Origin of the sequence: Herbidospora sp. NBRC 101105 (assembly GCF_030269205.1) — a bacterium.
In the GTDB taxonomy this organism is placed as follows: Bacteria; Actinomycetota; Actinomycetes; order Streptosporangiales; family Streptosporangiaceae; genus Herbidospora; species Herbidospora solisilvae.
In genome coordinates, this window is the sequence record NZ_BSSX01000006.1 from 469,974 (window position 1) to 493,575 (window position 23,602).

Here is a 23,602-nt window from a genome sequence, read left to right on the forward strand (position 1 = left end):
GCCGGCTCCTTTCAGGGGGTCGGGGGGTTTATGGCCAGAACGATCTCCGTCTCGGCGTCGGAGGTGTTCAGGTAGCGGTGCGGGCGGTTGGAGTCGAGGGTCAGGCTCTCGCCGGCGGTCACGGTGTAGGACGACCGCTCGACCTGGACGGTCAGCGTGCCGGACACGACGTACACGCACTCCAGCGACGGATGGCTCCACAACTCGTCGCTGGAGACCTCGCCGGGCGCCAGCACCGCGTGCAGCACCTCGAGCTGCCCGTTGCCGGGGGTGAGCCGCTCGTAGCGGATCTGGCCGTTGGGCGCGCCGAGGGTGGAGCGCTCACCGGGCCGGCTGATCCACACCGAGGGCGCGGCGGGGTCTTCGAACAGCGACGCGATGGACGCGCCGAACACCCCGGCCAGGCGGCGCAGGGTCGACAGGCTGGGCTCGGTGACGCCCCGCTCGATCTGGCTGAGCAACGTCGGGGAGACCCCGGCCTGCTCGGCGAGGGCGCGCAGGCTCATCCCCCGTTCGGTGCGCAGTTCGTGCAAGCGATCTCCGATCACCCGCGCCGTCCTTCCTACCATCGCACTGTCACGTGCAGGTTAACTACACGCGTGTGCAGCACCGTAGGGGTGTGCGCATTCGCCGTCAACAGACAGTCGTGGGCAGGTGATCAGCGGTGACGGGTCTTGACGGGGTCACTGCCGACGGCCTAGCGTGCCCGGTCAACGTGCAGTAAGGCTGCACGTCGGCTCGCGGACTCGTTCCGCCGCCGCACAGGAGAGTCATGACATCGCCCCATATGTCTGAGCGGGCCCCCGTAGCCCGGCCTTGGAGTCCCTCATGAAGATCCGCCGGTCTGCCGGTGCGCTCACCGCCGCAGTGGCGCTGAGCCTGCTCACCGCCTGCGGCGGTGGCAACGCCGCCGCCCCCTCCTCGCCCGGCGGGCAGGGCGGGAAGACCCTCGTCATCGACACCGCGTTCCAGCTCAAGACCACCGACCCGGCCCGCATGTTCGAGCCGACGGGCCTGCTGATCGACCAGGCGGTCTACGACACGCTGCTCACCTTCAAGGGCGGCGACGTGACCAAGCCGGTCCCGGCGCTCGCGGAGTCGTTCACCGCCTCCGACGACGCCAAGACCTTCACGTTCAAGCTGCGCCCCGACGCGAAGTTCTCCGACGGCACCCCGGTCACCTCGGCCGACGTCGCGTTCTCGCTCAACCGCGTGAAGAACGTGAAGGGCAACCCGTCGTTCCTGATGGCCGGCCTCACGGTCACCGCGCCCGACCCCGCCACCGTCGTGGTCGCCAGCGAGGAGCCGAACACCGCCATCCCGTTCATCCTGCCCAACCCCGCGCTGGGCATCGTCAACTCGGCCGTGGCCAAGAAGAACGGCGCCAGCGACGCCGAGGGCGCCGACAAGAGCGACACCGCCGAGGCGTTCCTCAACAAGCAGTCGCAGGGCAGCGGCCCGTACGTCCTGGAGAGCTACAGCACCACCTCGCAGGTCGTGCTGAAGGTGAACGAGAAGTACTGGGGCCCCAAGCCCGCCTACTCCAGGGTCGTCGTGCGCAACACGCAGGCCAACGTGCAGCGGCTCAACGTCCAAAAGGGCGAGTCGCAGATCGCGGTGGACCTGTCGCCCGAGCAGGCCAAGGGCATGGGCGACCTCCAGGTCGTCAACGGCGCCTCGCCGAACGTGTTCTTCCTGTTCACCAACGACAACCCGGAGATCTCCAAGATCTCCTCGAACCCGAAGTTCCAGGAGGCGGTGCGCTACGGCATCGACTACCAGGGACTCGTCGACCTGGCCGGTGAGGGGGCCGTGCAGGCGCCCGGCATCGTGCCCTCGGTCTTCCTCGGCGCGCTCCCGGCCGCCGACGGGATCAAGCGCGACGTCGCCAAGGCCAAGGCCGCGCTGGCGGAGTCGGGCCTGCAGAACCCGACCGTCAAGCTGAACTACCCGAGCGACGTGCAGGTCAACGGGCTCAACTTCGGCGACCTCGCCGCCCGCGTGCAGGCCAACCTCAAGGAGGTCGGCATCAACGTCGAACTGGCCCCCGCGTCGGTGCAGACCGCGCTGGAGTCCTACCGGGGCGGCACCGAGGAACTGGGCCTGTGGCAGTGGGGCCCCGACTTCCCCGACCCCAGCAACTACCTCAACTTCCTGCCGGGCCAGCTCGTCGGCCTGCGCGCCGGATGGGCCGAGGGCGCCGCCCCCGAGCTGGAGGAGCTGGGCGCCAAGGCCCGCACCACCGTCGACGACACCGCCCGCTCGGCGCTGTACGTCGACATCCAGCACAAGATGAACGAGGGCGGCCCGATCATGCCGCTGATCCAGCCGGCGCAGATCCTGGTCGCCGCCAAGTCGGTGACCAACCTGCAGTCGAACGCCCTCTGGCTGGTCAACGTCCGTGAGCTCGGCTAAGCCGAAGAGCGGTGCCCCCGGGACGGGTCGCAGGGCGGCCCGTCCCGGCGGGGTGCTGCTGCGGTTCCTGGCCCGGCGGCTGGCGGCCGCCCTGTTGTTGTGCGTCGGCATCACCCTCGTGGCCTTCACCCTGACCCAGTTGGTCCCGGGCGATCCCGCCGCCGCCAACCTGGGGCAGCAGGCGATCGGCGACCCGGCGGCGGTGGCCGCGTTCCGCGCCAAGTACGGGCTCGACCAGCCCCTCCCGGTGCAGTACCTGACGTACATCGGCAACGTGTTCCAGGGAAACCTGGGCATGTCGCAGCAGAGCCACCGCCCGGTGGCCGAGGACCTGGCCGAGTTCGTGCCCGCCACGATCGAGCTGGCGCTGTTCGCGATCGTGGTGTCGCTGCTGGTCGGCGTCGCCCTCGGCGTCGTGGCGGCGGTCAACCGCGACCGCTGGCCCGACCAGGTGCTGCGGGTGGTGAGCCTGGGCGGGGTGTCCATGCCCACCTTCTGGGTCGCGCTCGTCGCGTTCTACCTGCTGTCGTTCAAGTTCGACCTGCTGCCGGGCACCGGGCGCCTCGATCCGGTGCTGAGCCCGCCGCCGTACACGACCGGCTTCTACTCCGTGGACGCCGCCCTGGCCGGACAGTGGGACGTGATGTGGTCGGCGCTCGGGCACCTGGTGCTGCCGTCGCTCGTGCTGGCCGTCTACACGGTCGGCATGCTGATGCGCTTCAGCCGGGCGTCGGTGCTGGAGATCCTCGGCAACGACTACGTGCGCGCGGCCAGGGCCAAGGGCCTGCCCGAGCGGGTGGTCATCGTGCGGCACGTGCTGCGCCCCGCGATGGTCGCGATCATCACCGTGGCCGGCGTCGCCTTCGGCAGCCTGCTGTCGGGCGCCGTGCTGGTGGAGAAGATCTTCTCCTGGCCCGGCGTCGGCCAGTACGCCTACCGCAGCGCGGTCAACCTCGACCTGCCCGGCATCATGGGCGTCAGCATCGTCGTGGCCGCCGTGTACATCCTCATCAACCTGCTCGTCGACCTGCTGTACGGGGTCATCGACCCGAGGATCAGGCTGACATGACGACTGGATCCCGCACCCCGTGGCGGCAGCCCCTCGCCCTGGTCGGCGCCGCCTTCGTCGTGTCGTGGGTGCTGGTGGCGGTGCTCGCCCCCGTGCTCGCGCCCTACGGCCCGCTCGACCAGATCGCCGACAAGCTGCTCGAACCCTCGGCGCAGCACCTGTTCGGCACCGACCAGCTCGGCCGCGACGTGCTCAGCCGCGTCGTCTACGGCGCGCAGGTCTCGCTGCCGCTGGCGTTCCTGCTCGTCGCCCTCTCGGCGGTGATCGGGTCGGTCGTCGGCGCGGTGGCCGGGTTCTTCGGCGGCTGGGTCGACGGCACCCTCATGCGGCTGGCCGACCTGGTGTTCGCCTTCCCCGGCATCATCCTGGCCATGGCGGTCGCCGCCGCGCTCGGCCCCGAGCTGCGCAACGCCGTGCTGGCGGTCGTCGTGGTGTCGTGGCCGTCGTACGCGCGGCTGGTGCGCGGCCTGGTCATGTCGGCCCGCAACTCCGAATACGTGGCGGCCGGGCGGCTGCTCGGCTCCTCGTCGGTCCGCACGATGATCGTGGACCTGCGGCCGAACGTCGCCGGGCCGGTGCTGGTCATGGCGGCGCTCGACGTGGGCAACGCCGTGCTGCTGCTGTCGGGCCTGTCGTTCCTGGGGCTCGGCGCGCAGCCGCCCATGGCCGAATGGGGCTCCATGGTGGTGTCCGGCATGGACTACTTCGACCTGTGGTGGTTGTGGCTGTATCCGGGCCTGTCCATCCTGACCGTCGTGCTCGCCTTCAACTTCGTCGGAGACACGCTGCGGGACGCCCTCGATCCGCGCACCGCGCGTGCACTAAGGGGGTGACCGTGGGAACGCTACTGGAGGTCGAGGACCTCACCGTGTGGCTCGCCACCAGGAACGGCCCCCGCAAGGCCGTCGACGGCCTGACGTTCCGGGTCGACTCCGGCGAGGTCTTCGGCATCGCGGGGGAGAGCGGCAGCGGCAAGACGATGACCGCGATGGCGCTGCTCGGCCTGCTCCCGCACGCCGCCCGCACCGGCGGCCGGGCCGTCTTCGAGGGCCGCGACCTGCTGGCCATGAAGCCGCGCGAGCTGCGCGACGTGCGCGGGCGCAGCATCGCGATGGTGTCGCAGGACCCGTCGACGAGCCTGCACCCGATGCTCAGCATCGAGACCCAGGTGACCGAGCACATGCGCCACCACCTGGGCGTCGGGAAGTCCGAGGCGCGCGGCCGGGCGGTCGAGCTGCTGTCGACCGTGCGCATCCCCGATCCTGAGCGGGCGCTGAAGGCGCATCCGGCGCAGTTCTCCGGCGGCATGCGCCAGCGCATCGCCATCGCGGTGGCGCTGGCCTGCGAGCCCCGCCTGCTGCTGGCCGACGAGCCGACGACCGCGCTCGACGTCACCGTGCAGGCGGGCATCCTGCGGCTGCTGAACCGGCTGCGGCAGGAGCGCGACCTGGCCGTCGTGGTGATCACCCACGACCTGGGCGTGATGTCGGCCGTGGCCGACCGCATCTGCGTCATCTACGGCGGCCGCACCGCCGAGATCGGCCCGCGCGAGACCGTGCTGACCCACCCGCGCCACCCCTACACCCGCGGCCTGCTCGACGCGCTGCCGCACCCCGAGGGCGGGGCGGCGGCGCTGCGGCCGATCCCGGGCAGTCCGCCGTCGCTCGGCGCGGTGCCCGAAGGGTGCCCGTTCCACCCGCGGTGCGCGTTCGCCGTCGCCTCCTGCCGGGAGGAACGGCCGGAGCCGGTGCCCGTCGGATCCGACCACCGGGTGGCCTGCCCGCCCGACCCGCTGGGAGGCGAGGCGTGAGCGTGTTGCTGGAGGCGACCGGGGTCGCCGTCGAATACCACCGGACGGGCGCGCCGCCGCTGCGCGCCGTCGACCACGCCGACCTGACCCTGTCGCGGGGCGAGATCCTCGGGCTGGTCGGCGAGTCCGGCTGCGGCAAGTCGACGCTGGGCCGCGCGGTCGTCGGGCTCCAGCGCACCGCCGCCGGGGAGATCCGCTTCGACGGCCGCCCGGTCGCGCCGCTGGGGCTGCGCCGCCGCCCGGCCGCCCTGCGCGGGCTGCAGATGGTCTTCCAGGACCCGTACGCCTCCCTCAACCCCCGCCGCCTGGTCGGCGACCAGGTCGGCGACGGGTACCTGCTCGGCGGCACGAGCAGGGCGGAGGCCCGCCGCCGGGCCGGGGAGCTGCTCGAACGCGTCGGCCTCCCGGCGGACGCGGTCAGGCGCTACCCGCACGAGTTCAGCGGCGGGCAGCGGCAGCGCATCGCGATCGCCCGGACCCTCGCCGCCGAGCCGAGCTGCATCATCGCCGACGAGCCGATCAGCGCGCTCGACGCCTCGGCGCAGGCGTCGGTCGCCAACCTGCTGGTGGAGCTGGTCCGCGAGCTCGACATGGGCATGGTGTTCATCTCGCACGACCTGTCGGTGGTGCGGCAGATCGCCGACCGCACGGCGGTCATGTACCTGGGTCGGGTCGTCGAGGCCGGCCCGACCCGGCAGGTGTGGTCGGAGCCCGCCCATCCGTACACGAAGGCGCTCATCTCGGCGGTGCCCCGGGCCGACGGCGCGGGCGTGCTGCCGGTCGAGCTGCCGGGCGACGTGCCCGACCCCTCGCGGCCCCCCGGCGGGTGCCGGTTCCATCCGCGGTGTCCGGTGGCCCTGTCGTCGTGCGCGCAGGACGACCCGCCGCTCACGATCCTGCGGGACGGCCGGTCGGCCGCCTGCGTCCTGGCGAAGTGACCAATGAAGGGACATCCCGTGCTCGCGGAGCTGACCGAGCGGTTCTGGGCCTGGCGGCTGGCCACCACCCCGCGTAGCCGCGACGACATCCCCCGGGTGGTCCGGCCCTCGGGGTGGCGTCCGGAGTGGGACGCCCTCACCGTCGAGGAGGACCTGCGCTTCCTGGCCGGGATCGAGAGCGCCCTGGCGGAGATCGCGCCCTCGGCGGACCCGGCGGTCGAGGTGCCGCGCCGGCTGCTCGGCTCGGCGACCGCGCGGGTGCGCTGGGAGCTGGAGGTCGTGCGGAGCTGGCGGCGCGACCCCTGGTTCTACCTCGACCAGACCGTCGGCCACGTCTACGACGCGCTGCTCCCGCCGGGCCCCTTCGACGCGGCCCGCAGCGCCGACCTGGTCGAACGGCTGCGCTGGATCCCCGGCACCCTCGGCACCGCCAGGGACAACCTCGACGGCACCGCCACCCGCGAGTTCGCCGAGCTCGCCCTGGCCGACAGCGCCGACGTGTGCGACCAGCTCACGACCGCCGTCGAGCTGCTGCTGCCGCACCTGGACCCGGCCGCGCGCGACGCCGCCGCCACGGCCGCGGCGGAGGCGGCCGACGCGCTCGCCGCCTGGCGGGCCTGGCTGACCGAGCGGCTGCCCGGCTTCGCCCCGCACCGGCCGGTGGGCCCGGAGGCGTTCGGCTTCTTCCTGCACCGGGTCGCCCTGCTGCCCTGGTCGACCGCCGAGATCCTCGCCCTGGCCGCCCAGGAACGCGACCGCGCCGAGGCGTTCGAGCTGTTCGAGCGGGCCCGTTCTGGCCCGCCCGAGTGGCCGCCGCCCCCGGCGAGCGCGGCGGAGCAGAGCGCGGCCGAACGCGCCGCCGAGCTGGAGGTGCGCGCCTTCTACGAGGCGCGCGGCCTGCTGTCGCAACCGCCGGAGCTGCGGCACTACCGCAACCTGCCCCGGCCCGACTACCTGGAGCCGCTGCGCTGGCTCGGCGTCAGCGACGACCTCACCGACGAACACCGGCTCGACCAGGACGGCGTCAGCTACGTCCCGGTCCCGGGCCCGGACCTGCCCTACTTCTACCGGGCCAACGCCGCCGACCCCCGCGCCGGGATCATCCACGAGGGCGTGCACTACCAGCAGCTCGCCCTGACGTGGCGGCACCCCAACCCGGCCCACCGGCGGTTCTACGACTCCGTGCCCAACGAGGGCATCGCCTTCTACAACGAGGAGATGATGCTCCAGGCCGGCCTTTTCGAGGACGCGCCGCTCACCCGGGCCATCGTCTACAACTTCATGCGGCTGCGCGCGATCCGGGTCGAGGTGGACGTGCGCCTGGCGCTCGGCGAGATCGACATCGACGGCGCGGCCCGCATGCTGCACGAACTCGTGCCGGTCGACCTGGACACCGCCAGGGAGGAGGCGGCCTTCTTCGCGGCCACCCCGGGCCAGGGCCTGTCGTACCAGGTCGGGAAGGTACAGGTGACGCGCCTGCTGGCCGACGCCGCCCGGCGCGACCGCGACGGCTTCGACCTGCGCGCCTTCCACGACGCGCTCTGGTCCGACGGCAACATCCCGCTGTCGGTGCAGCGCCTGCAGCTGCTCGGCGACCCCACGGAGCTGGAGCGGGCCGACGCCCTGGCGGGCGACATGCGTGCCTTCGCGGCCGAGCTGCTCGACGCCATCACCTCCGGCGACGTCGCCCGCCTCGACCGCCTGTACGCCGACGACATCCGCGTCTGGCACAACTACGACGGCATCGACCGGGACAAGGCCGAGAGCCTCGACGCGATCCGCCTCATCGACGCGGGCATCGAGGGCTTCCACGCCACCGACGTGCGCGTCGACCCGGTGCCCGGCGGCTACGTGCAGCGCTGCGTCTACCGGGGCCGCGACCGCGACGAGGGCGCCGAGATGGCGGTCGACGCGATGATGCGCGTCGAGGTGCGCGACGGCCGGGTCACCCGGATCGAGGAGTACACCGACCCGGCCCAGGGCTCGGTCCCGTCGGTGAGCCGGTTCAAGGACGGCTCGGGCTGGGAGGAGCAGGCCGGCTACTCCCGCGCGGCCCGCGAGGGCGACCTCATCGCCGTGAGCGGCACCACGGCCGACGGCCCCGACGCCTACGCCCAGACCCTTGAGGCGCTGCGCCGGGGGGTGGCGGCCGTGGAGGCCCTGGGCGGGTCGCGCACCACCGTGTTCCGCACCCGGCTGCTGCTCACCCCCGACGCCGACTGGGAGCAGGCCGCGCGGGCCCACGCCGAGGTGTTCGGCGACGTGGCCCCCGCCAACAGCACGTACGTCGTCGGCGCCCTCATCGGCGACGGTTTCCTGGTCGAGGTCGAGATCGACGCGAAGGCGGCCGGCGCATGACGTACTCCCTGCGGGTCAACAACGACCTCGACATCCCGACCCTGGTCGACCTGGCGCAGCGGGCCGAACGGCACGGCTTCGACCAGCTCTGGGTCTCCAACGACCTGTTCCTGCGCTCGGCCCCGGTGCTGCTCGGCGTCCTGGCCGCCAGGACCGAGCGCATCACGCTCGGCGTCGGCATCATGAACCCCTACTCCGTGCACGTGTCGGAGATCGCCATGATGGCGGCCACGATGCGCGAGGCGACCGGCGGCCGGTTCCTGCTCGGGGTCGCCGCCGGGTCGGCCGAGTTCCTCGGCTGGGCCGGGATCGAGCGCCCGCGCCCGCTGTCCAGAACCGCCGAGGCGGTCACCGTGCTGCGGGCCCTGCTCGGCGCCGAGGAGGTCAGGGGCGAGCTGCCCGCGTGGTTCGGCCCGCTGTCGGAGCTGCGCCTGCCGCCGGGCGACCCGGTGCCGGTGTACGTCGGCGCGATGAGCCCCAAGATGCTCCAGATGGCCGGGCGGCTCGCCGACGGGGTGCTGCCGCTGCTCTACCCGCCGGAACACTTCACCACCGCGAGGGCCGAGGTGGCGAAGGGGGCCGCGGAGGCCGGACGGCCGGTCGAGGAGCTCGACATCCCGGCCTGCTTCTGGGTGTCGACCGGGGACGACGACGAACGGGCCCGGCTCGCCATGGCCGCCAAGATCGCCTATTACGGGCCGTCGTTCGCGCCGTACCTGCTCGGCCGGGCCGGGCTCGCGGTCGAGGACTTCGCCCCGATCACGGCCGTGCTGGAGCGCGACGGACTGGACGCCGCCGCGCGGCTCGTCGACGAGCGCATGTTGTCGCTCGGCATCACCGGCAGCACGGCCGACGTGGTCGCCCGCTGCCGGGCGCTGCGGGCGGCGGGCGCCACCCACCTGTCGTTCGGGCCGCCGCTCGGCCCGGACCTGCGGGAGGCCGTGGAGAAGCTCGGCAGCGAGGTCCTGCCCGCCATTTCGCTTTAACTGAACAACGGTGAACATGCTTCCGCAGGTCAGCGATGACATGTTTACCCAGATGAAACAGCTTTCCCTCTTGTTCACCGAAGTTTCGCCTTGGTAGAACGGTGGCAGTGCGGGCGATACCCGGCCCGCACACCCCCGTTCGTGGAAGGCGAGCCATGGCTGGTTCACCCGCTTTCTCTCGTCGGTCGGTGCTCCAGCTCGGCGGCGGCGTCGCCCTGCTGCTGGCCACCGGCTGCGCCGCCGGCTCCAAGCCCCAGGGCGCGAACGCCCCTTCCGGCACCGCCCCCGCCGCCGCGTCGTCCCTGCGGATCGCCGTCTCCAGCTACCTCAGCAGCTGGGACCAGGACTTCGTCGGTTTCGACCTCACCGCGCTCATGCTCTACAAGAACGTCTACCCCTACCTGATCGACTACGGCGTGACCGACGTGAACGGGGCGCAGATCCTCGACACCACGAACATCACGCCGACCTTCGCCGAGTCCTTCACCCCGAGCGCCGACCAGAAGGTCTGGACCCTCAAGCTCCGCAAGGGCGTGAGGTTCGCCAGCGGCAACGAGATGAAGGCCGCCGACGTCAAGTGGTCGAAGGACCGCGCCTTCGCCGCCCAGGCCAACGTGGCCGGCGTCTACCGCGTCATCGGGCTGACCGAGCCCGACCAGGTCAAGGTCGTCGACGACTACACCGTCGAGTTCACCCAGGCCTTCCCGAGCGCGCTCACCCCGCAGATCCAGGCCATCTCCCTGTACGTCTTCGACTCCGTCGAAGCCAAGAAGCACGCCACCGACGCCGACCCGTGGGCCAAGGAGTGGTTCGCCAAGAACCCGCCCACCGGCGGCTACTTCAACGTCGAGAAGGCCGTCCAGGGCCAGGAGATCGTGCTGGCCGCCAACACCGGCTACCCCGGTCCCGACCCGGCCAAGACCCCGACGATCCGGATCTCGGTCGTGCCCGCCGCCTCCAACCAGCGGCTCCAGCTCCAGAACGGCGACATCGACATCGCCCTCGGCGTGAGCAAGCGCGACGTCGCCGACCTGAAGAAGGCCCCCGGCGTCAAGGTCATCTCCGCGCCCAGCAACCAGCAGGTCACCCTCCAGATGTCGGTGACCACCGCCCCGTTCGACGACGTGAACGTCCGTAAGGCGCTGGCGTACGCGGTGCCGTACGAGCAGATCATCGCCAACATCTACGGCGGCGACGCGCGCCCGGCCAAGAGCCCGGTGCCGCTCGACATGCCCGGCTACGACGAGCGCGGCTACCCCTACGCCTACGACCTGGACAAGGCCAAGGCGGCGCTGGCCGCCGCGGGCAAGCCCTCGGTCAGCTCCGAGCTGGTCTTCGAGGCCGACAACGAGGAGCAGCAGCAGCTCGCCGTGCTCGTCCAGAGCGAGGCCCGCAAGGCCGGCATCGAGCTCACGCTCGCCCCGCTCGACCCGGCCACGCTCGCCGAACGCCGCCAGAAGCGCAGCGTGCCGCTCCAGATCACCTCGGGCCAGCTCTGGGTCAACGACGTCGAGTACATGCTCGCCACCAGCCTGGTGAAGGGCGCGAACCTCAACTACTCGAACTACTCCAACCCGGAGATCGAGAAGATCTACGAGGAGTCGCACACCACGGTCGACGCCGCCGCGCGCGGCGAGTTGTGGGCGAAGGTGCAGGAGATCCTCGCCGACGACGTGCCGTGGGTGGTCGTCTGCCAGCCCAACTTCAACCTGCCCGTACGGGAGAACGTGGCCGGGTGGGTGCAGCCCATGGACGGCCTGGCCCGTTTGCGGTTCCTGGGGTGACATGAGGATCGTCCGCTTCCTCGTCAGGCGGCTGCTCCAGCTCGTCCCGGTGCTGCTCGGAGTGGTCGTCCTGACCTTCCTGCTGGTCCGGGTGCTGCCCGGTGACCCGATCCGGACCATCCTCGGCCCGAACGCCACCCCCGAGGACGCCGCCGCCGCGCGGGCCCGCTACGGCCTCGACCAGCCCGTCGTGCAACAGTTCCTCGACTACCTCGGCGGGCTGGTCACCGGCGACCTCGGCACCTCCATCCAGAGCGGCACCTCGGTCGGCGCGGAGATCGGGCTGCGCGTCGGCCCCACCTTCGAGCTGGTCGTGCTGGCGCTCGCCGTCGCGCTGGTGGTCGCGGTGCTGCTCGGCGTCTGGTCGGCGCGGCACGCCGACCGGGCCGGCGACCACGGGGTGCGGCTGCTGGCCCTGGTCGGCAACTCGATGCCGGAGTTCTGGCTCGGGCTGGTGCTGATCCTGGTCGGCTACAGCGTGCTCGGCTGGTTCCCCGCGCCCAGCGGCCGGGTCGACCCCGACACGAACCTGACCCCGCTCACCGGGGCCGACCTGCTCGACGCCGCCCTGACCCTCAACGGCCCGGCGTTCGGGTCGGCGCTGGCGCACCTGATCCTGCCGGTGGCGACGTTGTCGATCGTGGTCGTCGCGCCGTTGCTGCGCAGCGTGCGGGCCTCGGCGCTGGAGGTGCTGCACTCCGAGCCCTACGTCGCGGCCACCGCCCACGGCCTGAGCGGGCGCACGCTGCTGCGCGGCTACCTGCTGCGGGCCACGCTGGCCCGGCTGCCGTCCCTGGCCGCGCTGGTCTTCGGCACCTCGATCGGCTCGACCGTGCTCGTCGAGTACGTGTTCTCGTGGCAGGGCTTCGGCCAGTGGGCGCTGCGCGGGCTGCTCTACCGGGACTACCCGGTCGTCCAGGCGTCGGTGCTGGTGATCGCGTTCTGCTACGTCGTGGTGTTCCTCGTCGCCGACGTGGTGCAGGCCGTCCTCGACCCGCGCGTGCAGATCTAGGAGCCGCGTCATGTCAGAAACCGTCGTCGTCGGCACGGCCCGCGCGGGCCGCTTCGCCACCGTCCTCATCGTCACCGGCTCGGTGATCCTGGCCGTCGTCGCGCTGGCCGCAATTTTCGCGCCGCTGCTCACCGGCTGGGGGCCGACCGAGATCGATCCCCTCGGCACGCTCGTGCCGCCCGGCCCCGGCCATCCGCTCGGCACCGACGCCAACGGCATGGACGTGTGGAGCAGGCTCCTGCACGCCGGCCGCCTCGACCTCGGTATCGCGGTCGCCGGGGTGGCCGTGGCCGTCGTCGCGGGCACCGCGCTCGGCCTGGTGGCCGGCTATCTCGGCGGCTGGGTCGACGACGTGCTGATGCGCGTGGTCGACGTCTTCCAGGCCTTCCCCACGTTCATCCTCGCCCTGGCGGTGGCCGCGCTGGTCGGCAACGGCACCGGCAACCTGATCGCGGTGATCGCGGCGGTGAACGCGCCCGCGTACGCCCGGCTGGTCCGGGCCGAGGTGCGCACGGTGCGCGAGTCGTCGTTCGTGGCCGCGTCGGTCACCTCGGGCGCGTCCACGTTCGGGGTGCTCCGGCGGCACGTGCTGCCCAACAGCCTGACCCCGGTCCGGGTGATCGCGCCCCTGAACGCCGGGTGGGCGATGCTCACGCTCGCCGGGCTCTCGTTCCTCGGGCTGGGCGTGACCGTCCCGGCCGCCGAATGGGGCGCGATGATCAGCCTCGGCAGCCCCGACGTGGTGGCCGGACGCTGGTGGACCTCGGTCCCGCCCGGCCTTGTCCTGCTCATTTGCGTGCTCGGCTTCAGCCTTCTCGGCGAGGGCCTCCAGGAGCGCGCCGAAGCGAAGCGGAGGTGAGCCCCGTGGACCCCGACCTGCTCTCGATCGAGGACCTGTCGGTCGTCATCCGGCGTCCCGGCCGCGAGGTGGCCGCGCTCAGCGGCGTCACGCTGCGGGTCGGCCGCGGCGAGGTGGTCGGCCTGGTGGGGGAGAGCGGCGGCGGAAAGAGCATGGTCGCCCGCTCGATCGTCGGGCTGCTCCCCGGCGGGTCCCTCGCCGGTGGCGCGGTCCGCTTCGAGGGCGACGACGTGCTGCGCATGGACGACGACGCGCTGCGCCGCCATCGGGGGCACGGCGCGGCCATCTGCTTCCAGAACCCGCGCGGCGCGCTGAGCCCGACCAGGACCGTGGGCCGCCAGCTCACCGACCGGCTGACCACCCACCAGCGGCTCACCGGGGCGGAGGCCAGGAAGGCCGCCGAGGAGCAGTTCGCGGCCGTCGGCATCCGCTCGCCCCGGCGCCGGCTGGACGCCTACCCGCACGAGTTGTCGGGCGGCATGGCGCAGCGGGTGATGATCTCGCTGGCCACCGGCTGCGCCCCCGGCCTGCTCATCGCCGACGAGCCGACCACCGGCCTCGACGTGACGCTGACCAGGGAGATCCTGCGCCGGTTCCGGCTCGCCGCCGACACCGACGGCCGGGGCGTGCTGCTCATCTCGCACGACCTCGCCTCGATCGCCGGCGTGTGCGACCGCGTCGTGGTGCTCTACGCGGGCACCGTGGTGGAGAGCGGCCCGGCCGCGCGGGTGCTGGGGCGGCCCGCCCACCCGTACACGCGGGCGTTGTTGCGGTCGGTCCCCGACGTCGACGGCCGCGCGGTCGTCGCCACGCCCGGCGCGATGCCCCTGCTCAAGTCAGCCCCGCGCGACTGCCCGTTCGCGCCGCGCTGCGCGCACGCCACCGCCGTGTGCACGTCGGAGCGCCCGCCCGTCTCCCGGGTGCCCGGCGCGACCGGCGACTGGACGCTGGCCTGCTTCCACCCCCGAACCGACGAGCTCGCCCGCGACGAACCGGCCGCCGAGGCCTCCGGACGGGGCGGCGCGGCGGCGGAGCCGGTGCTGGAGGTCGACGACGCCCACGTGGTCTACCGCAGCCGGTTCGGCACGGGCGGCCACGCCGCGCTGCGCGGGGTCAGCCTGCGGGTGGCGGCGGGCGAGACGCTCGGCGTGGTGGGGGAGAGCGGCTGCGGCAAGAGCACCCTCGCCAAGCTGCTGCTCGGCCTGGTGCCGGCGGCGCGCGGCGACGTGCGGGTGGCCGGTTCGCGCATGTCCGCCCTGCGCGGACGTGAGCTGCGCCGGCTGCGCACCCGCGTCCAGATGGTGTTCCAGGACCCGATCGGCTCGCTCAGCCCGCGCCGCACCGTCGCCGACGCCATCGCCGAACCGCTCCGGGCCCTCGGCCTCTCCGCGGCGCGGCGGGCCGAGCGGGTCGAGGCCCTGGCCGACCGGCTGAAGCTCGACCGCTCGATGCTGGCCCGCCACCCCCACGAACTGTCCGGCGGGCAGGCGCAGCGGGTCTGCATCGCCCGCGCGCTCGCCGGCGAACCCGACGTGCTGGTTTTCGACGAGCCCACCTCGGCGCTCGACGTCACCGTGCAGGCGCAGATCCTCGAAGTGATCGCCGACGTGGTGCGCGACCCCGGCCGGGGTTCGGTCTTCATCTCGCACGACCTGGCCACCGTGCGCGGCTTCGCCGACCGGGTGATCGTGCTCTACCTCGGCCGGATCGTCGAGGAGGGCCCGGTCGAGGAGGTCTTCGGCAACCCCCGCCACCCCTACACCCGGGCGTTGTTGTCGAGCGCGCCCAGCCTCGGCGACGGCTTCTCCGGCCCGAAGGTCACGCTGACCGAGGACCTGGACGACACCGAGGCCGCCGGCCCGGGGTGCCCGCTGGCCGCGCGCTGCCCGTTCGCGGAGGACCGCTGCCGTACCGAGGAGCAGGAGCTCCGGCCCTACGGGAACACCGGGGCGGCCTGCCGGCGGGTGCCCGAGATCCCCGATCTGCTGAAAGGTAGTGACATCCGTGTCTGAACGCACCATCCGGCTGGCCGTCGACATCGGGGGCACCTTCGTCGACGCGATGGAGCTGGACTCGCGCACCAACCGGGTCCGGTTCCGCAAGGCCTCCACGACGCCGGCCCGGCCGTGGGAGGGCGTGCTCAACGCGATCGAGGCGCTGGGCACCGACCTGTCCCGGGTGGAGCTGTTCATCCACGGCACCACCCTCGGCCTGAACGCCGTGCTGGAGCGCCGGGGCGGGCCGACCGGCATCATCACCAACGAGGGCTTCCGCGACGTCTTCCTCATCGGCCGGGGCAACGTGCCGCCCGACCACATGTACGACTTCCAGTACGAACGCCCCGAGAGCCTGGTCCGCCGCCGCCACACGGCGGGCGTCAGGGGGCGGCTCGACTATCGGGGCCGCGTGGTGGAGGAGCTCGACCCCGACAGCGTGCGCGCGGCGGCCCGCACCCTCGTCGAGGAGCACGGCGTGCACGGCATCGCCGTCTGCTTCCTGCACTCCTACCTCAACCCCGCCCACGAGCGGGAGGCGGCGGCGATCATCCGTGAGGCGTATCCGCAGGTCAGCTTGTCGCTGTCGACCGACATCGTGCGCGAGTACCGCGAGTACGAACGCACCAGCACGACCGTGCTGGAGGCCTACATCCGGCCCATCTTCGAGAGCTACGTCGACGAGCTGGAGGCCGGGCTGGCGGCGCGCGGCTTCGGCGGCCGGTTCCTGATCATGCGCTCGGGCGGCGGCTCGATGACCTCCTCGGTGGCCAAGACCTCGCCCACCCACACGGTGTTGTCCGGCCCGGCCGGGGGCATCGTCGGCGCGGCCTACCTGGCCGACGCCCTCAAGCGCGACCACCTGCTCACCTTCGACATCGGCGGCACCTCGCTGGACGCCTGCGTCATCGAGCGCGGCTCGGCGGTGGCCGCCTACGAGGCCCAGCTCGAACACTTCCCGCTGCTCATCCCGACGTACGACATCCGCACCATCGGCGCGGGCGGCGGCTCGATCGCCTGGCTGGACCGGGGCCTGCTCAAGGTCGGCCCGGAGAGCGCCGGGGCCGACCCGGGCCCGGTCTCCTACGGCCGGGGCGGCGCCCGCCCCACGGTCACCGACGCCGCCGTCGTCCTCGGCTACGTCGACCCCGACCGGTTCCTCGGCGGCGAGATGGGCCTGCACGCCGAGGCCGCCCGCGCCGCGCTGGAGGAGCAGATCGCCGGGCCGCTCGGGCTGCCGGTGGAGTCGGCCGCGGCCGGGGTGTTCGACGTGCTGCTGGCCAAGACGGTCGGCGCGGTCCGGCAGATCACGGTGGAGCGCGGCCACGACCCCCGGGTGTTCTCGCTGCTCGCCTTCGGCGGGGCCGGGCCGCTGCTGGCCCCGCTGCTGGCCCGGGAGATGGGCATCCGCGAGGTGGTCGTGCCGTTCGCGCCCTCGGGCTTCTCGGCCTGGGGCATGTTGTCGGCCGACATCGTCGGCGACTTCTCCCGGACCGTCATGGCGACCCTCGACGACATCGACCTCGCCGGCCTGGACGAACGGTTCGCCGAGGTGGAGGCCGAGGCGGTGGCCTCGCTGAAGGCGCAGGGCGTGCCCGCGGACCTGGCGGTCCTGGAGCGGCAGCTCGAACTGCGCTACCTGGGCCAGGAGCACACGCTGACCGTCCCGGTCGGCCGCGACCTCGACGCCGAGACCGTCCGGGTCACCTTCGAGGAGCTGCACCGCGCCCGCTACGGCCACGCCATGGGCAACCCGCTCCAGATCCTCAACCTGCGCGTGCGCGGCATCGGCCGGGCCGACCGGCCGGAACTGGCGCGCCCGCCCCGCCGCGAGAAGGACCTCGCGCCCCGGCGTCGCCGGGCCTACGACTTCGGCGTGCGCGCGCTGACCGACTTCGTGGTCTACGACCGGGACGACCTCGCCCCCGGCGACGCCTTCGCCGGTCCCGCCCTGGTCGACGAGGGCACCTCCACCACCGTGGTGCCCAGCGGCCAGCGCGTCGAGGTCGACGAATTCGGCCACCTGCTGGTGACCCTCGACGAGGAGGCGTGATGACCGAGCTCGACGGCGCGACCGTGGAGGTCGTGCGCAGCTACCTGCTGTCGGCGGCCGAGGAGATGCGCGCCACGCTGGTGCGCACCTCGTTCAACCCCGTCATCTACGAGGTGCACGACTTCGGCATGTCGATGTACGACGCCGGGATGCGCCTGATCGCCGAGGCCACCGGCCTGACCTTCTTCCTCGGGGCCAACGACTTCGCCCTGCGCAAGGGCGTGGAGTACGTCGGCCGCGAGAACCTGCACCCCGGCGACGTGGTGCTGATGAACTATCCGTACTGGAACTCCGCCCACGCCTACGACGCGACCCTGTTCGCGCCGGTCTTCGAGGGCGCCGACCTGGTGGGCTTCCTGTGCGTGCGGGCGCACTGGATGGACCTGGGGGCGAAGGACCCCGGCTACGTGCTCGACTCGACCGACATGCACCAGGAAGGCCTCATCTTCCCCGGCACGAAGGTCGTCTCCCGGGGCGAGCCCGTCAGGGAGATCCACGAGCTGATCCGGTTCAACTCGCGCATGCCCGACGAGGTGCTCGGCGACCTGCACGCCCAGATCGCCGCCCTGCGCACGGGGGAGCGCCGCCTCCTGGAGATCCTCGCCAAGTTCGGCCGCCCCACCGTCGAGGCCGCCGTCGAGCGCATCATCGCCGATGGCGAGGCGCGCACCCGCGCGGCGCTGGCCGCGCTGCCGCAGGGCTCGTGGACGGCGGTCGACTGGGTCGACGACGACGGCATCACCGACGACCCGGTGAAGATGCAGGTCACGGTCACGATCGCCGACGGCGTGTTCACCGTCGACTTCGCCGGTTCCGCCCCGGCGACGGCCGGGCCGATCAACATGCCCTACGGCGCGACCGAGGCGATCTGCAAGGTCGTGCTCAAGTCGCTCACCTCGGCCGACCAGCCCTCCAACGAGGGCACCGTCGCGCCGCTGGTGGTGAAGGCCGAGCCGGGCACGCTGTTCCACGCCGTCTACCCGCAGCCCACCTTCACCCTCTGGACCGGCATCGTCGCCGTGGAGCTGATCCTCAAGGCGCTGGCCCAGGGCATGCCCGACCGGCTGCCCGCCTCGTCGGGCGGCGACGTGCCGGGCTTCATGATGGTCGGCGTCCACCCCGACACCGGCAAGTTGTTCGCGGTCAGCAACAACGACCCGGTCGGCTGGGGCGCGACCCCGCACCACGACGGCATGCACGCCGCCACCCACGTCTCCGGCAGTACCGGCCGCACCACCCCGATCGAGGTGCTGGAGGCCAAGACCGGCATGTTCTTCGAGCGCGTCGAGATCCGCACCGACTCCGGCGGCGCGGGACGGCACCGGGGCGGCGCGGGCCTGCGGCGCGACATCCGGTTCGTCACCGGGGGTGAGTTCCTGTCGGTGATCAAGAAGACCCGGTCCCGCCCGTGGGCCCTCGACGGCGGCCACGAGCCCGAGGCCAACCAGGTGATCGTGTTCCCGGGCACCGACCGGGAGGAGCGGGTCAGCACCCGCCGCACCGCCGTCGCGCCGGGCGACCGCGTCACCCTGCTCACCGCGGGCGGCGGCGGCCACGGCGACCCCCGCGACCGCGACCCGGCGGCCGTCCGCGACGACGTCGCCGAGGGCTACGTCTCCCCGCAGGCGGCCCGCGACCTCTACGGAGTGGACGTCGATGACTGACGGCACCACCGTCGAGGTCGTGCGCAGCCACCTGGTCTCGGTGGCCGAGGAGATGCGGGCCACGCTGGTGCGCACCTCGTTCAACCCGGTCGTCTACGAGGTGCACGACTTCGGCATCTCGGTCTACGACCCCCGGCTGCGCCTGGTCGCCGAGTCGACCGGCCTGAGCCGGTTCCTGGGCGCCAACGACTACTCCATCCGCAAGGGCGTGGAGTACGTCGGCCGCGAGAACCTGCACCCGGGCGACGTGGTCCTGCTGAACTATCCGTACTGGAACGCCGCCCACTCCTACGACGCGACCCTGTTCGCCCCCGTCTTCGACGACGAGCTGATCGGCTTCGTCTGCGTGCGGGCCCACTGGATGGACCTGGGCGCGAAGGACCCCGGGTACGTGCTCGACTCGACCGACATGCACCAGGAAGGCGTCATCTTCCCCGGCACGAAGGTCGTCTCCCGGGGCGAGCCGGTGCACGCGATCCACGAGCTGATCCGCTTCAACTCGCGCATGCCCGACGAGGTGCTCGGCGACCTGCACGCCCAGATCGCCGCCCTGCGCACGGGCGAACGCCGCCTGGTCGAACTGAACAGGCGGTACGGCCGCGACACCGTCGCCGAGGTGATCGACACCGTGATCGCGGTGGCCGAGGCGTCCACCGCCGACGCCCTGGCGGCGCTGCCGCAGGGGTCGTGGACGGCCGAGGACTGGCTCGACGACGACGGCGTCACCGACGACCCCGTGCGGATGCGGGTCACCGTCACCGTCGCCGACGGGAGCTGCGTCGTCGACTTCGCCGGTTCCTCACCCGCCGTGGCCGGGCCGGTGAACCTGCCCCTCGGGGCGACCATCGCGACCGCGCGGGTCGCGTTCAAGGCGATCACCACGCCCGGCGAGGCCGCCAACGCCGGGCACTTCACCGCCCTGACCGTCCGGGCCGAGCCCGGCACGCTCTTCCACGCGGTCTACCCGGCGGCGACCTTCACCCAGTGGACCGGCACGGTGGCGCTCGAACTCATCTACAAGGCGCTCGCGCAGGGCATGCCCGACCGGCTGCCCGCCTCGTCCGGAGGCGACGTGCCGGGCTTCATGATGGTCGGCGTCCACCCCGACACCGGGAAGTTGTTCGCGGTCAGCAACAACGAGCCGGTCGGCTGGGGCGGCACCCCGCACCACGACGGCATCGGCCCGGCCAACCACCTGGCCCAGACCCAGGCCCGCACCACCCCGATCGAGGTGCTGGAGGCCAGGACCGGGATGTTCGTCGAGCGGCTGGAGATCCGCACCGACTCGGGCGGCGCGGGCAGGCATCGCGGCGGCCCCGGCCTGCGGCGGGACATCCGCTTCGTCACCGAAGGTGAGTTCCTGTCGGTCGTCAAGAAGACCCGCTCCCGCCCCTGGGCCCTCGACGGCGGCCACGAACCCGACCCCACCCAGGTGATCGTCTTCCCCGGCACCGACCGCGAACACCGGGTCAGCACCCGCCGCACCGCCGTCGCGCCCGGCGACCGCGTCACCCTGCTCACGGCCGGAGGCGGCGGCCACGGCGACCCCCGCGACCGCGACCCGGCGGCCGTCCGCGACGACCTCGCCGAGGGCTACGTCTCCGCCGAGGCGGCCCTAGACCTGTACGAAAGGAAGAACCCTTCATGAACTCGACCGTGCTGACCGGCTGCACGGTGGTCGACGCCCGCGTCCTCGACGGCGTCGCCCCCTTGCGCGACGCGGCGGTGTGGGTGCGCGGCGACCGCATCGCCGCCGTCGGCCCCGCCCGCGACGTCCTGGCCGAGGCCGGGCGAGACCACCGGCGCGTCGACCTGGCCGGCGCGTTCCTGACGCCCGGTCTGGCCAACATGCACACCCACCTGTCCCTGTCGCTGCCCGGCCAGGGCGGCGACACCGTCAAGGGCCTCAGCCCGCACGACCTGGCCTTCTACATGGCCGACGGCGCCCGCCGCACCCTGCTCTGCGGGGTCACCACCGTGCGCTGCGTCGCCGAGAAGGACCACGCCGACTTCGCGCTGCGCCGCGCCATCGCCTCCGGCCGCACGACCGGCCCGCGCGTCTTCACGGCGGGCCGCGCGCTGGTCTCCACCGGCGGCCACGGCCACGAGGGCACCGACACCCTGGAGTGCGACGGCGCCGACGGCTTCCGCCAGGGGGTGCGCAGCCAGGTCAAGGCCGGCGCCGACCTGATCAAGGTGATGATCTCCGGCGGCATCGCGGGCGAACACGAGGACATCGACACCCGTCAGCTCTTCACCGACGAGCTGACCGCCGTCATCGAGACCGCGCACGCCTGGGGCCGCAAGGTCACCGCCCATGCGGGCCCCGCCCCGGTCATCGCCGAGGCCGTCGGACTGGGTCTCGACTGCGTCGAGCACGGCTACCAGCTGACCGCCGAGGTGGTCGCCGCGATGGCCGCCCGGGGCACCGCGCTGGTGCCGACCCTGCTGGTCACCCGCTGCAAGGCGTTCTTCGACGAACTCGGCGTGCCCGAGTGGATGCAGCGGCGCTCGCTGGGCGCGGGCCCCCGCCACCTGGAGAGTTACGCCCTCGCGCTGGAGGCGGGCGTGGAGGTGCTGCTCGGCAGCGACATGCCCCCGTTCTGGGACTTCGAGGGCACCAACGCCACCGTCCGCGAACTGGAGCACATGGCGGACGCCGGCCTCGGCCCCGCCCGCGCCCTCTACGCCGGCACCCTCGGCCCGATCCGCTGGCTCGGCGCGGAGGCCGACCTCGGCACCGTCGAGCCCGGCAAGTACGCCGACCTCATCGCTATGGACGCCGACCCGCTGGAGTCGGCCTCGGCGTTCCGGGGCGTGCGCTGGGTGATGTCGGGCGGCCGGGTCGTGCGCGACGACCGGAACGGCCGGGCCGCCCTGTGACCGCCTTCGACCTCACGCGCGGCACCGCCGCCGCCGACGTGGCGGCCGCCATCGACGACATGTACGACGCCTTCCTCGCGGGCGACCGCACCCGGTTCGACAGCCACCTCCACCCCGAGGTGACCACCTGGGAGACCCACCTGCCGGGCCCGCTGCGCACCCGCGCCGAACTCGACGCCTACCGCGCCCGGCGCGACGCCGCCGGGGCCCGCCCGTCGCTCGACTCGCTGAGCGCCCGCGAGATGCGCGTGGACGTGTGGGGCGACACCGCCGTTGCGCGTTACGTGCTCGTCGCGGTCGCGCCGGGCGGCGAGCCGGAGCACACCCGGGTCACCGACGTGCTGCGCCGCTCGGCGACGGGCTGGGCGATCGTGCACCATCACGCGGAGCTCGTCCGCGATGTTACGTAGGAGTGAACAGAGCCGCGTCAGAACAACCGGGGAGTGACCACGGACACCACCGTGGTCACTTCGTCGGTGTCGTTGTAGAGCCGGTGCGGCACACTCGACCGCAGGTGCACGCTGTCGCCCGGCAGCAGCCGGTGTTCCACCCCGTCGACCTCGTAGAGCAGCTCGCCGTGCACGACGTAGGCGAACTCCTCGCCCCGGTGGCCGTAGGACTCCTCCCGCCTCCCGCCCGGCGCGATGTGCACCAGCATCGGCTCCAGCACCAGGTCAGGCCCCCGGTCGGAGAGCATGCGGTAGGTGGTCTGGCCTGAGACGTACTGCGTCGCGCCGTCGTCGCGGCGGGTCAGGGTGAAGTGGAGGGGCGCGGCGGCCGGCTCGGAGCGCGGCTCGGGCTCGTCGGCGCTGAAGAACTCCGGCACCGGCCGGTCGAGCGCCTTGGCGAGACTGTTGAGCGCGGTCAGCCCGATCGACGAGACACCCCGCTCGACCTGGGACAGGAACCCGATCGAGAGCCCCGACTGGGCCGACAGCCCGCGCAGGGTCAGCCCCCGCTCGGTGCGGAACTGCCGCACCCGGGCGCCGACCAGCACCTGCTGGTTGTCGCCGTCGCCGGCACGCCGGTCGTTCCTGGCCACCTGATCTCCCCATGGCTCACGCGGATTTGTTCGATGGTATCGAACACTTGCGGGGCGTGGTGCACGTGATCATGCCGTGATCTGGCAAGGGCGGGCACGGGAGCGTCACCCAGGAGATCGGCGTGATCCAGTTCGGCGCGAAGGGGGCGGTCGCGTCGGACCTCACCAAGAAGGTGCGCTACGACAAGGGCTTCTTCGACGACTCGAAGAAGGACGAGCGCGAGATGCGGAAGAGCCTGGAGGCCCCCGGCAGGGTGATCTCGTTGCCGAAGGCGGCGTACATGCAGGGCCGCTGGGCGGGTGAGGGGCTGCCGGAGGGCAAGTCCTGGGTGCGCAAGCGGCCGATCCCCGCCGAGCCCGAGGGCATCATCATCAGCGTGTTCGAGCCCAGCACGGTCAAGGCCCTGATCGCGAGAGCCGACTCGGTCCGCGGGGGCGTGGTGAAGGGGTCCACCACGAGCGCGAAGATGGCCGCGCTGTCACCGGTGTTCCGCAAGCAGTACGGCCCCGGCGGCAAGAGCGAGAGCGGGCAGATCTCCAAGATCACCTACGCGTTCTCCCTCAGCAAGGAGGGTCTGGTCACCCGCCTCCGCGTCACGATGCGGATGCCCGTCCCGGGCGGCGGCATCGTCGACCACGTCTCCGACACCCGTCTCTACAACTGGGGCGCCAAGGTCTCCGTCGCGGCGCCCCGGGCCGACCAGGTGATCGACGAGAAGGACCTCAAGCGCTGAC

The 23,602-nt window shown here is 72.6% G+C and carries 19 protein-coding genes; 17 read left to right on the forward strand and 2 right to left on the reverse strand.

The window, feature by feature from the left end:
• Nucleotides 1-11: 11 nt before the first annotated feature.
• A complete protein-coding gene (locus tag QSK34_RS25965; RefSeq protein ID WP_161482709.1) occupies nt 12-548 on the reverse strand; it encodes a helix-turn-helix domain-containing protein in 537 nt (178 codons plus the stop codon).
• A gap of 280 nt (nt 549-828) precedes the next feature.
• Here QSK34_RS25965 and QSK34_RS25970 point away from each other — a divergent pair, with 280 nt between their 5' ends.
• The 16 genes from QSK34_RS25970 (at nt 829) to QSK34_RS26045 (ending at nt 22,235) form a co-directional block, all read left to right on the forward strand.
• Nucleotides 829-2,415, forward strand: a complete 1,587-nt coding sequence (locus QSK34_RS25970; RefSeq protein WP_285587539.1) for an ABC transporter substrate-binding protein — start codon at nt 829-831, stop codon at nt 2,413-2,415.
• Nucleotides 2,402-3,484, forward strand: coding sequence for an ABC transporter permease (locus QSK34_RS25975; RefSeq protein ID WP_285587542.1), 1,083 nt, complete (start codon nt 2,402-2,404; stop codon nt 3,482-3,484). Before QSK34_RS25970 ends, QSK34_RS25975 begins: the two co-directional genes overlap by 14 nt.
• Entirely contained in the window at nt 3,481-4,317 is an 837-nt protein-coding gene (locus tag QSK34_RS25980; protein WP_285587545.1) for an ABC transporter permease, read from the forward strand. The genes QSK34_RS25975 and QSK34_RS25980 overlap by 4 nt, the downstream gene beginning before the upstream one ends.
• 2 nt (nt 4,318-4,319) lie before the next feature.
• On the forward strand, nt 4,320-5,294 hold the full coding sequence (locus QSK34_RS25985) for an ABC transporter ATP-binding protein (RefSeq protein ID WP_285587547.1): 975 nt from the start codon (nt 4,320-4,322) through the stop codon (nt 5,292-5,294).
• Entirely contained in the window at nt 5,291-6,232 is a 942-nt protein-coding gene (locus tag QSK34_RS25990) for an ABC transporter ATP-binding protein (RefSeq protein WP_285587549.1), read from the forward strand. The genes QSK34_RS25985 and QSK34_RS25990 overlap by 4 nt, the downstream gene beginning before the upstream one ends.
• Before the next feature lie 3 nt (nt 6,233-6,235).
• Entirely contained in the window at nt 6,236-8,590 is a 2,355-nt protein-coding gene (locus QSK34_RS25995) for a DUF885 family protein (protein WP_285587550.1), read from the forward strand.
• Entirely contained in the window at nt 8,587-9,576 is a 990-nt protein-coding gene (locus tag QSK34_RS26000; RefSeq protein ID WP_285587552.1) for an LLM class flavin-dependent oxidoreductase, read from the forward strand. The genes QSK34_RS25995 and QSK34_RS26000 overlap by 4 nt, the downstream gene beginning before the upstream one ends.
• 188 nt (nt 9,577-9,764) lie before the next feature.
• Nucleotides 9,765-11,360 (forward strand): ABC transporter substrate-binding protein, encoded by a 1,596-nt coding sequence (locus QSK34_RS26005; RefSeq protein ID WP_285587556.1) that lies wholly within the window; start codon nt 9,765-9,767, stop codon nt 11,358-11,360.
• A gap of 1 nt (nt 11,361) precedes the next feature.
• Complete coding sequence (locus tag QSK34_RS26010) at nt 11,362-12,372, forward strand: ABC transporter permease (protein WP_285587559.1); 1,011 nt, start codon at nt 11,362-11,364, stop codon at nt 12,370-12,372.
• A 10-nt stretch (nt 12,373-12,382) separates the two neighbouring features.
• Nucleotides 12,383-13,231 (forward strand): ABC transporter permease, encoded by an 849-nt coding sequence (locus tag QSK34_RS26015; protein ID WP_285587561.1) that lies wholly within the window; start codon nt 12,383-12,385, stop codon nt 13,229-13,231.
• A gap of 5 nt (nt 13,232-13,236) precedes the next feature.
• The gene (locus QSK34_RS26020; protein WP_285587563.1) at nt 13,237-15,243 is read left to right on the forward strand and encodes a dipeptide ABC transporter ATP-binding protein; all 2,007 of its coding nucleotides are present in this window, start codon (nt 13,237-13,239) and stop codon (nt 15,241-15,243) included.
• Nucleotides 15,236-17,278 (forward strand): hydantoinase/oxoprolinase family protein, encoded by a 2,043-nt coding sequence (locus tag QSK34_RS26025; RefSeq protein WP_285587565.1) that lies wholly within the window; start codon nt 15,236-15,238, stop codon nt 17,276-17,278. The genes QSK34_RS26020 and QSK34_RS26025 overlap by 8 nt, the downstream gene beginning before the upstream one ends.
• Entirely contained in the window at nt 17,278-18,942 is a 1,665-nt protein-coding gene (locus tag QSK34_RS26030; protein ID WP_285587567.1) for a hydantoinase B/oxoprolinase family protein, read from the forward strand. The genes QSK34_RS26025 and QSK34_RS26030 overlap by 1 nt, the downstream gene beginning before the upstream one ends.
• Nucleotides 18,935-20,590 (forward strand): hydantoinase B/oxoprolinase family protein, encoded by a 1,656-nt coding sequence (locus QSK34_RS26035; RefSeq protein ID WP_285587569.1) that lies wholly within the window; start codon nt 18,935-18,937, stop codon nt 20,588-20,590. Before QSK34_RS26030 ends, QSK34_RS26035 begins: the two co-directional genes overlap by 8 nt.
• Nucleotides 20,587-21,825: an amidohydrolase family protein gene (locus tag QSK34_RS26040; RefSeq protein WP_285587571.1), complete on the forward strand. Its 1,239-nt coding sequence runs from the start codon at nt 20,587-20,589 to the stop codon at nt 21,823-21,825. Before QSK34_RS26035 ends, QSK34_RS26040 begins: the two co-directional genes overlap by 4 nt.
• Nucleotides 21,822-22,235, forward strand: a complete 414-nt coding sequence (locus tag QSK34_RS26045) for a nuclear transport factor 2 family protein (protein WP_202610641.1) — start codon at nt 21,822-21,824, stop codon at nt 22,233-22,235. Before QSK34_RS26040 ends, QSK34_RS26045 begins: the two co-directional genes overlap by 4 nt.
• A 17-nt stretch (nt 22,236-22,252) precedes the next feature.
• On the opposite strand, the gene QSK34_RS26050 is transcribed toward QSK34_RS26045, so the two are convergent.
• Nucleotides 22,253-22,867 carry a helix-turn-helix domain-containing protein gene (locus QSK34_RS26050; protein WP_285587580.1) on the reverse strand — a complete coding sequence of 205 codons (615 nt, stop codon included), beginning with the start codon at nt 22,865-22,867 and terminating at the stop codon, nt 22,253-22,255.
• A 122-nt stretch (nt 22,868-22,989) separates the two neighbouring features.
• Between QSK34_RS26050 and QSK34_RS26055 the strand changes: the two genes are divergently transcribed.
• Nucleotides 22,990-23,601, forward strand: a complete 612-nt coding sequence (locus QSK34_RS26055) for a hypothetical protein (protein WP_285587582.1) — start codon at nt 22,990-22,992, stop codon at nt 23,599-23,601.
• The last annotated feature ends 1 nt before the right edge of the window (nt 23,602 follow it).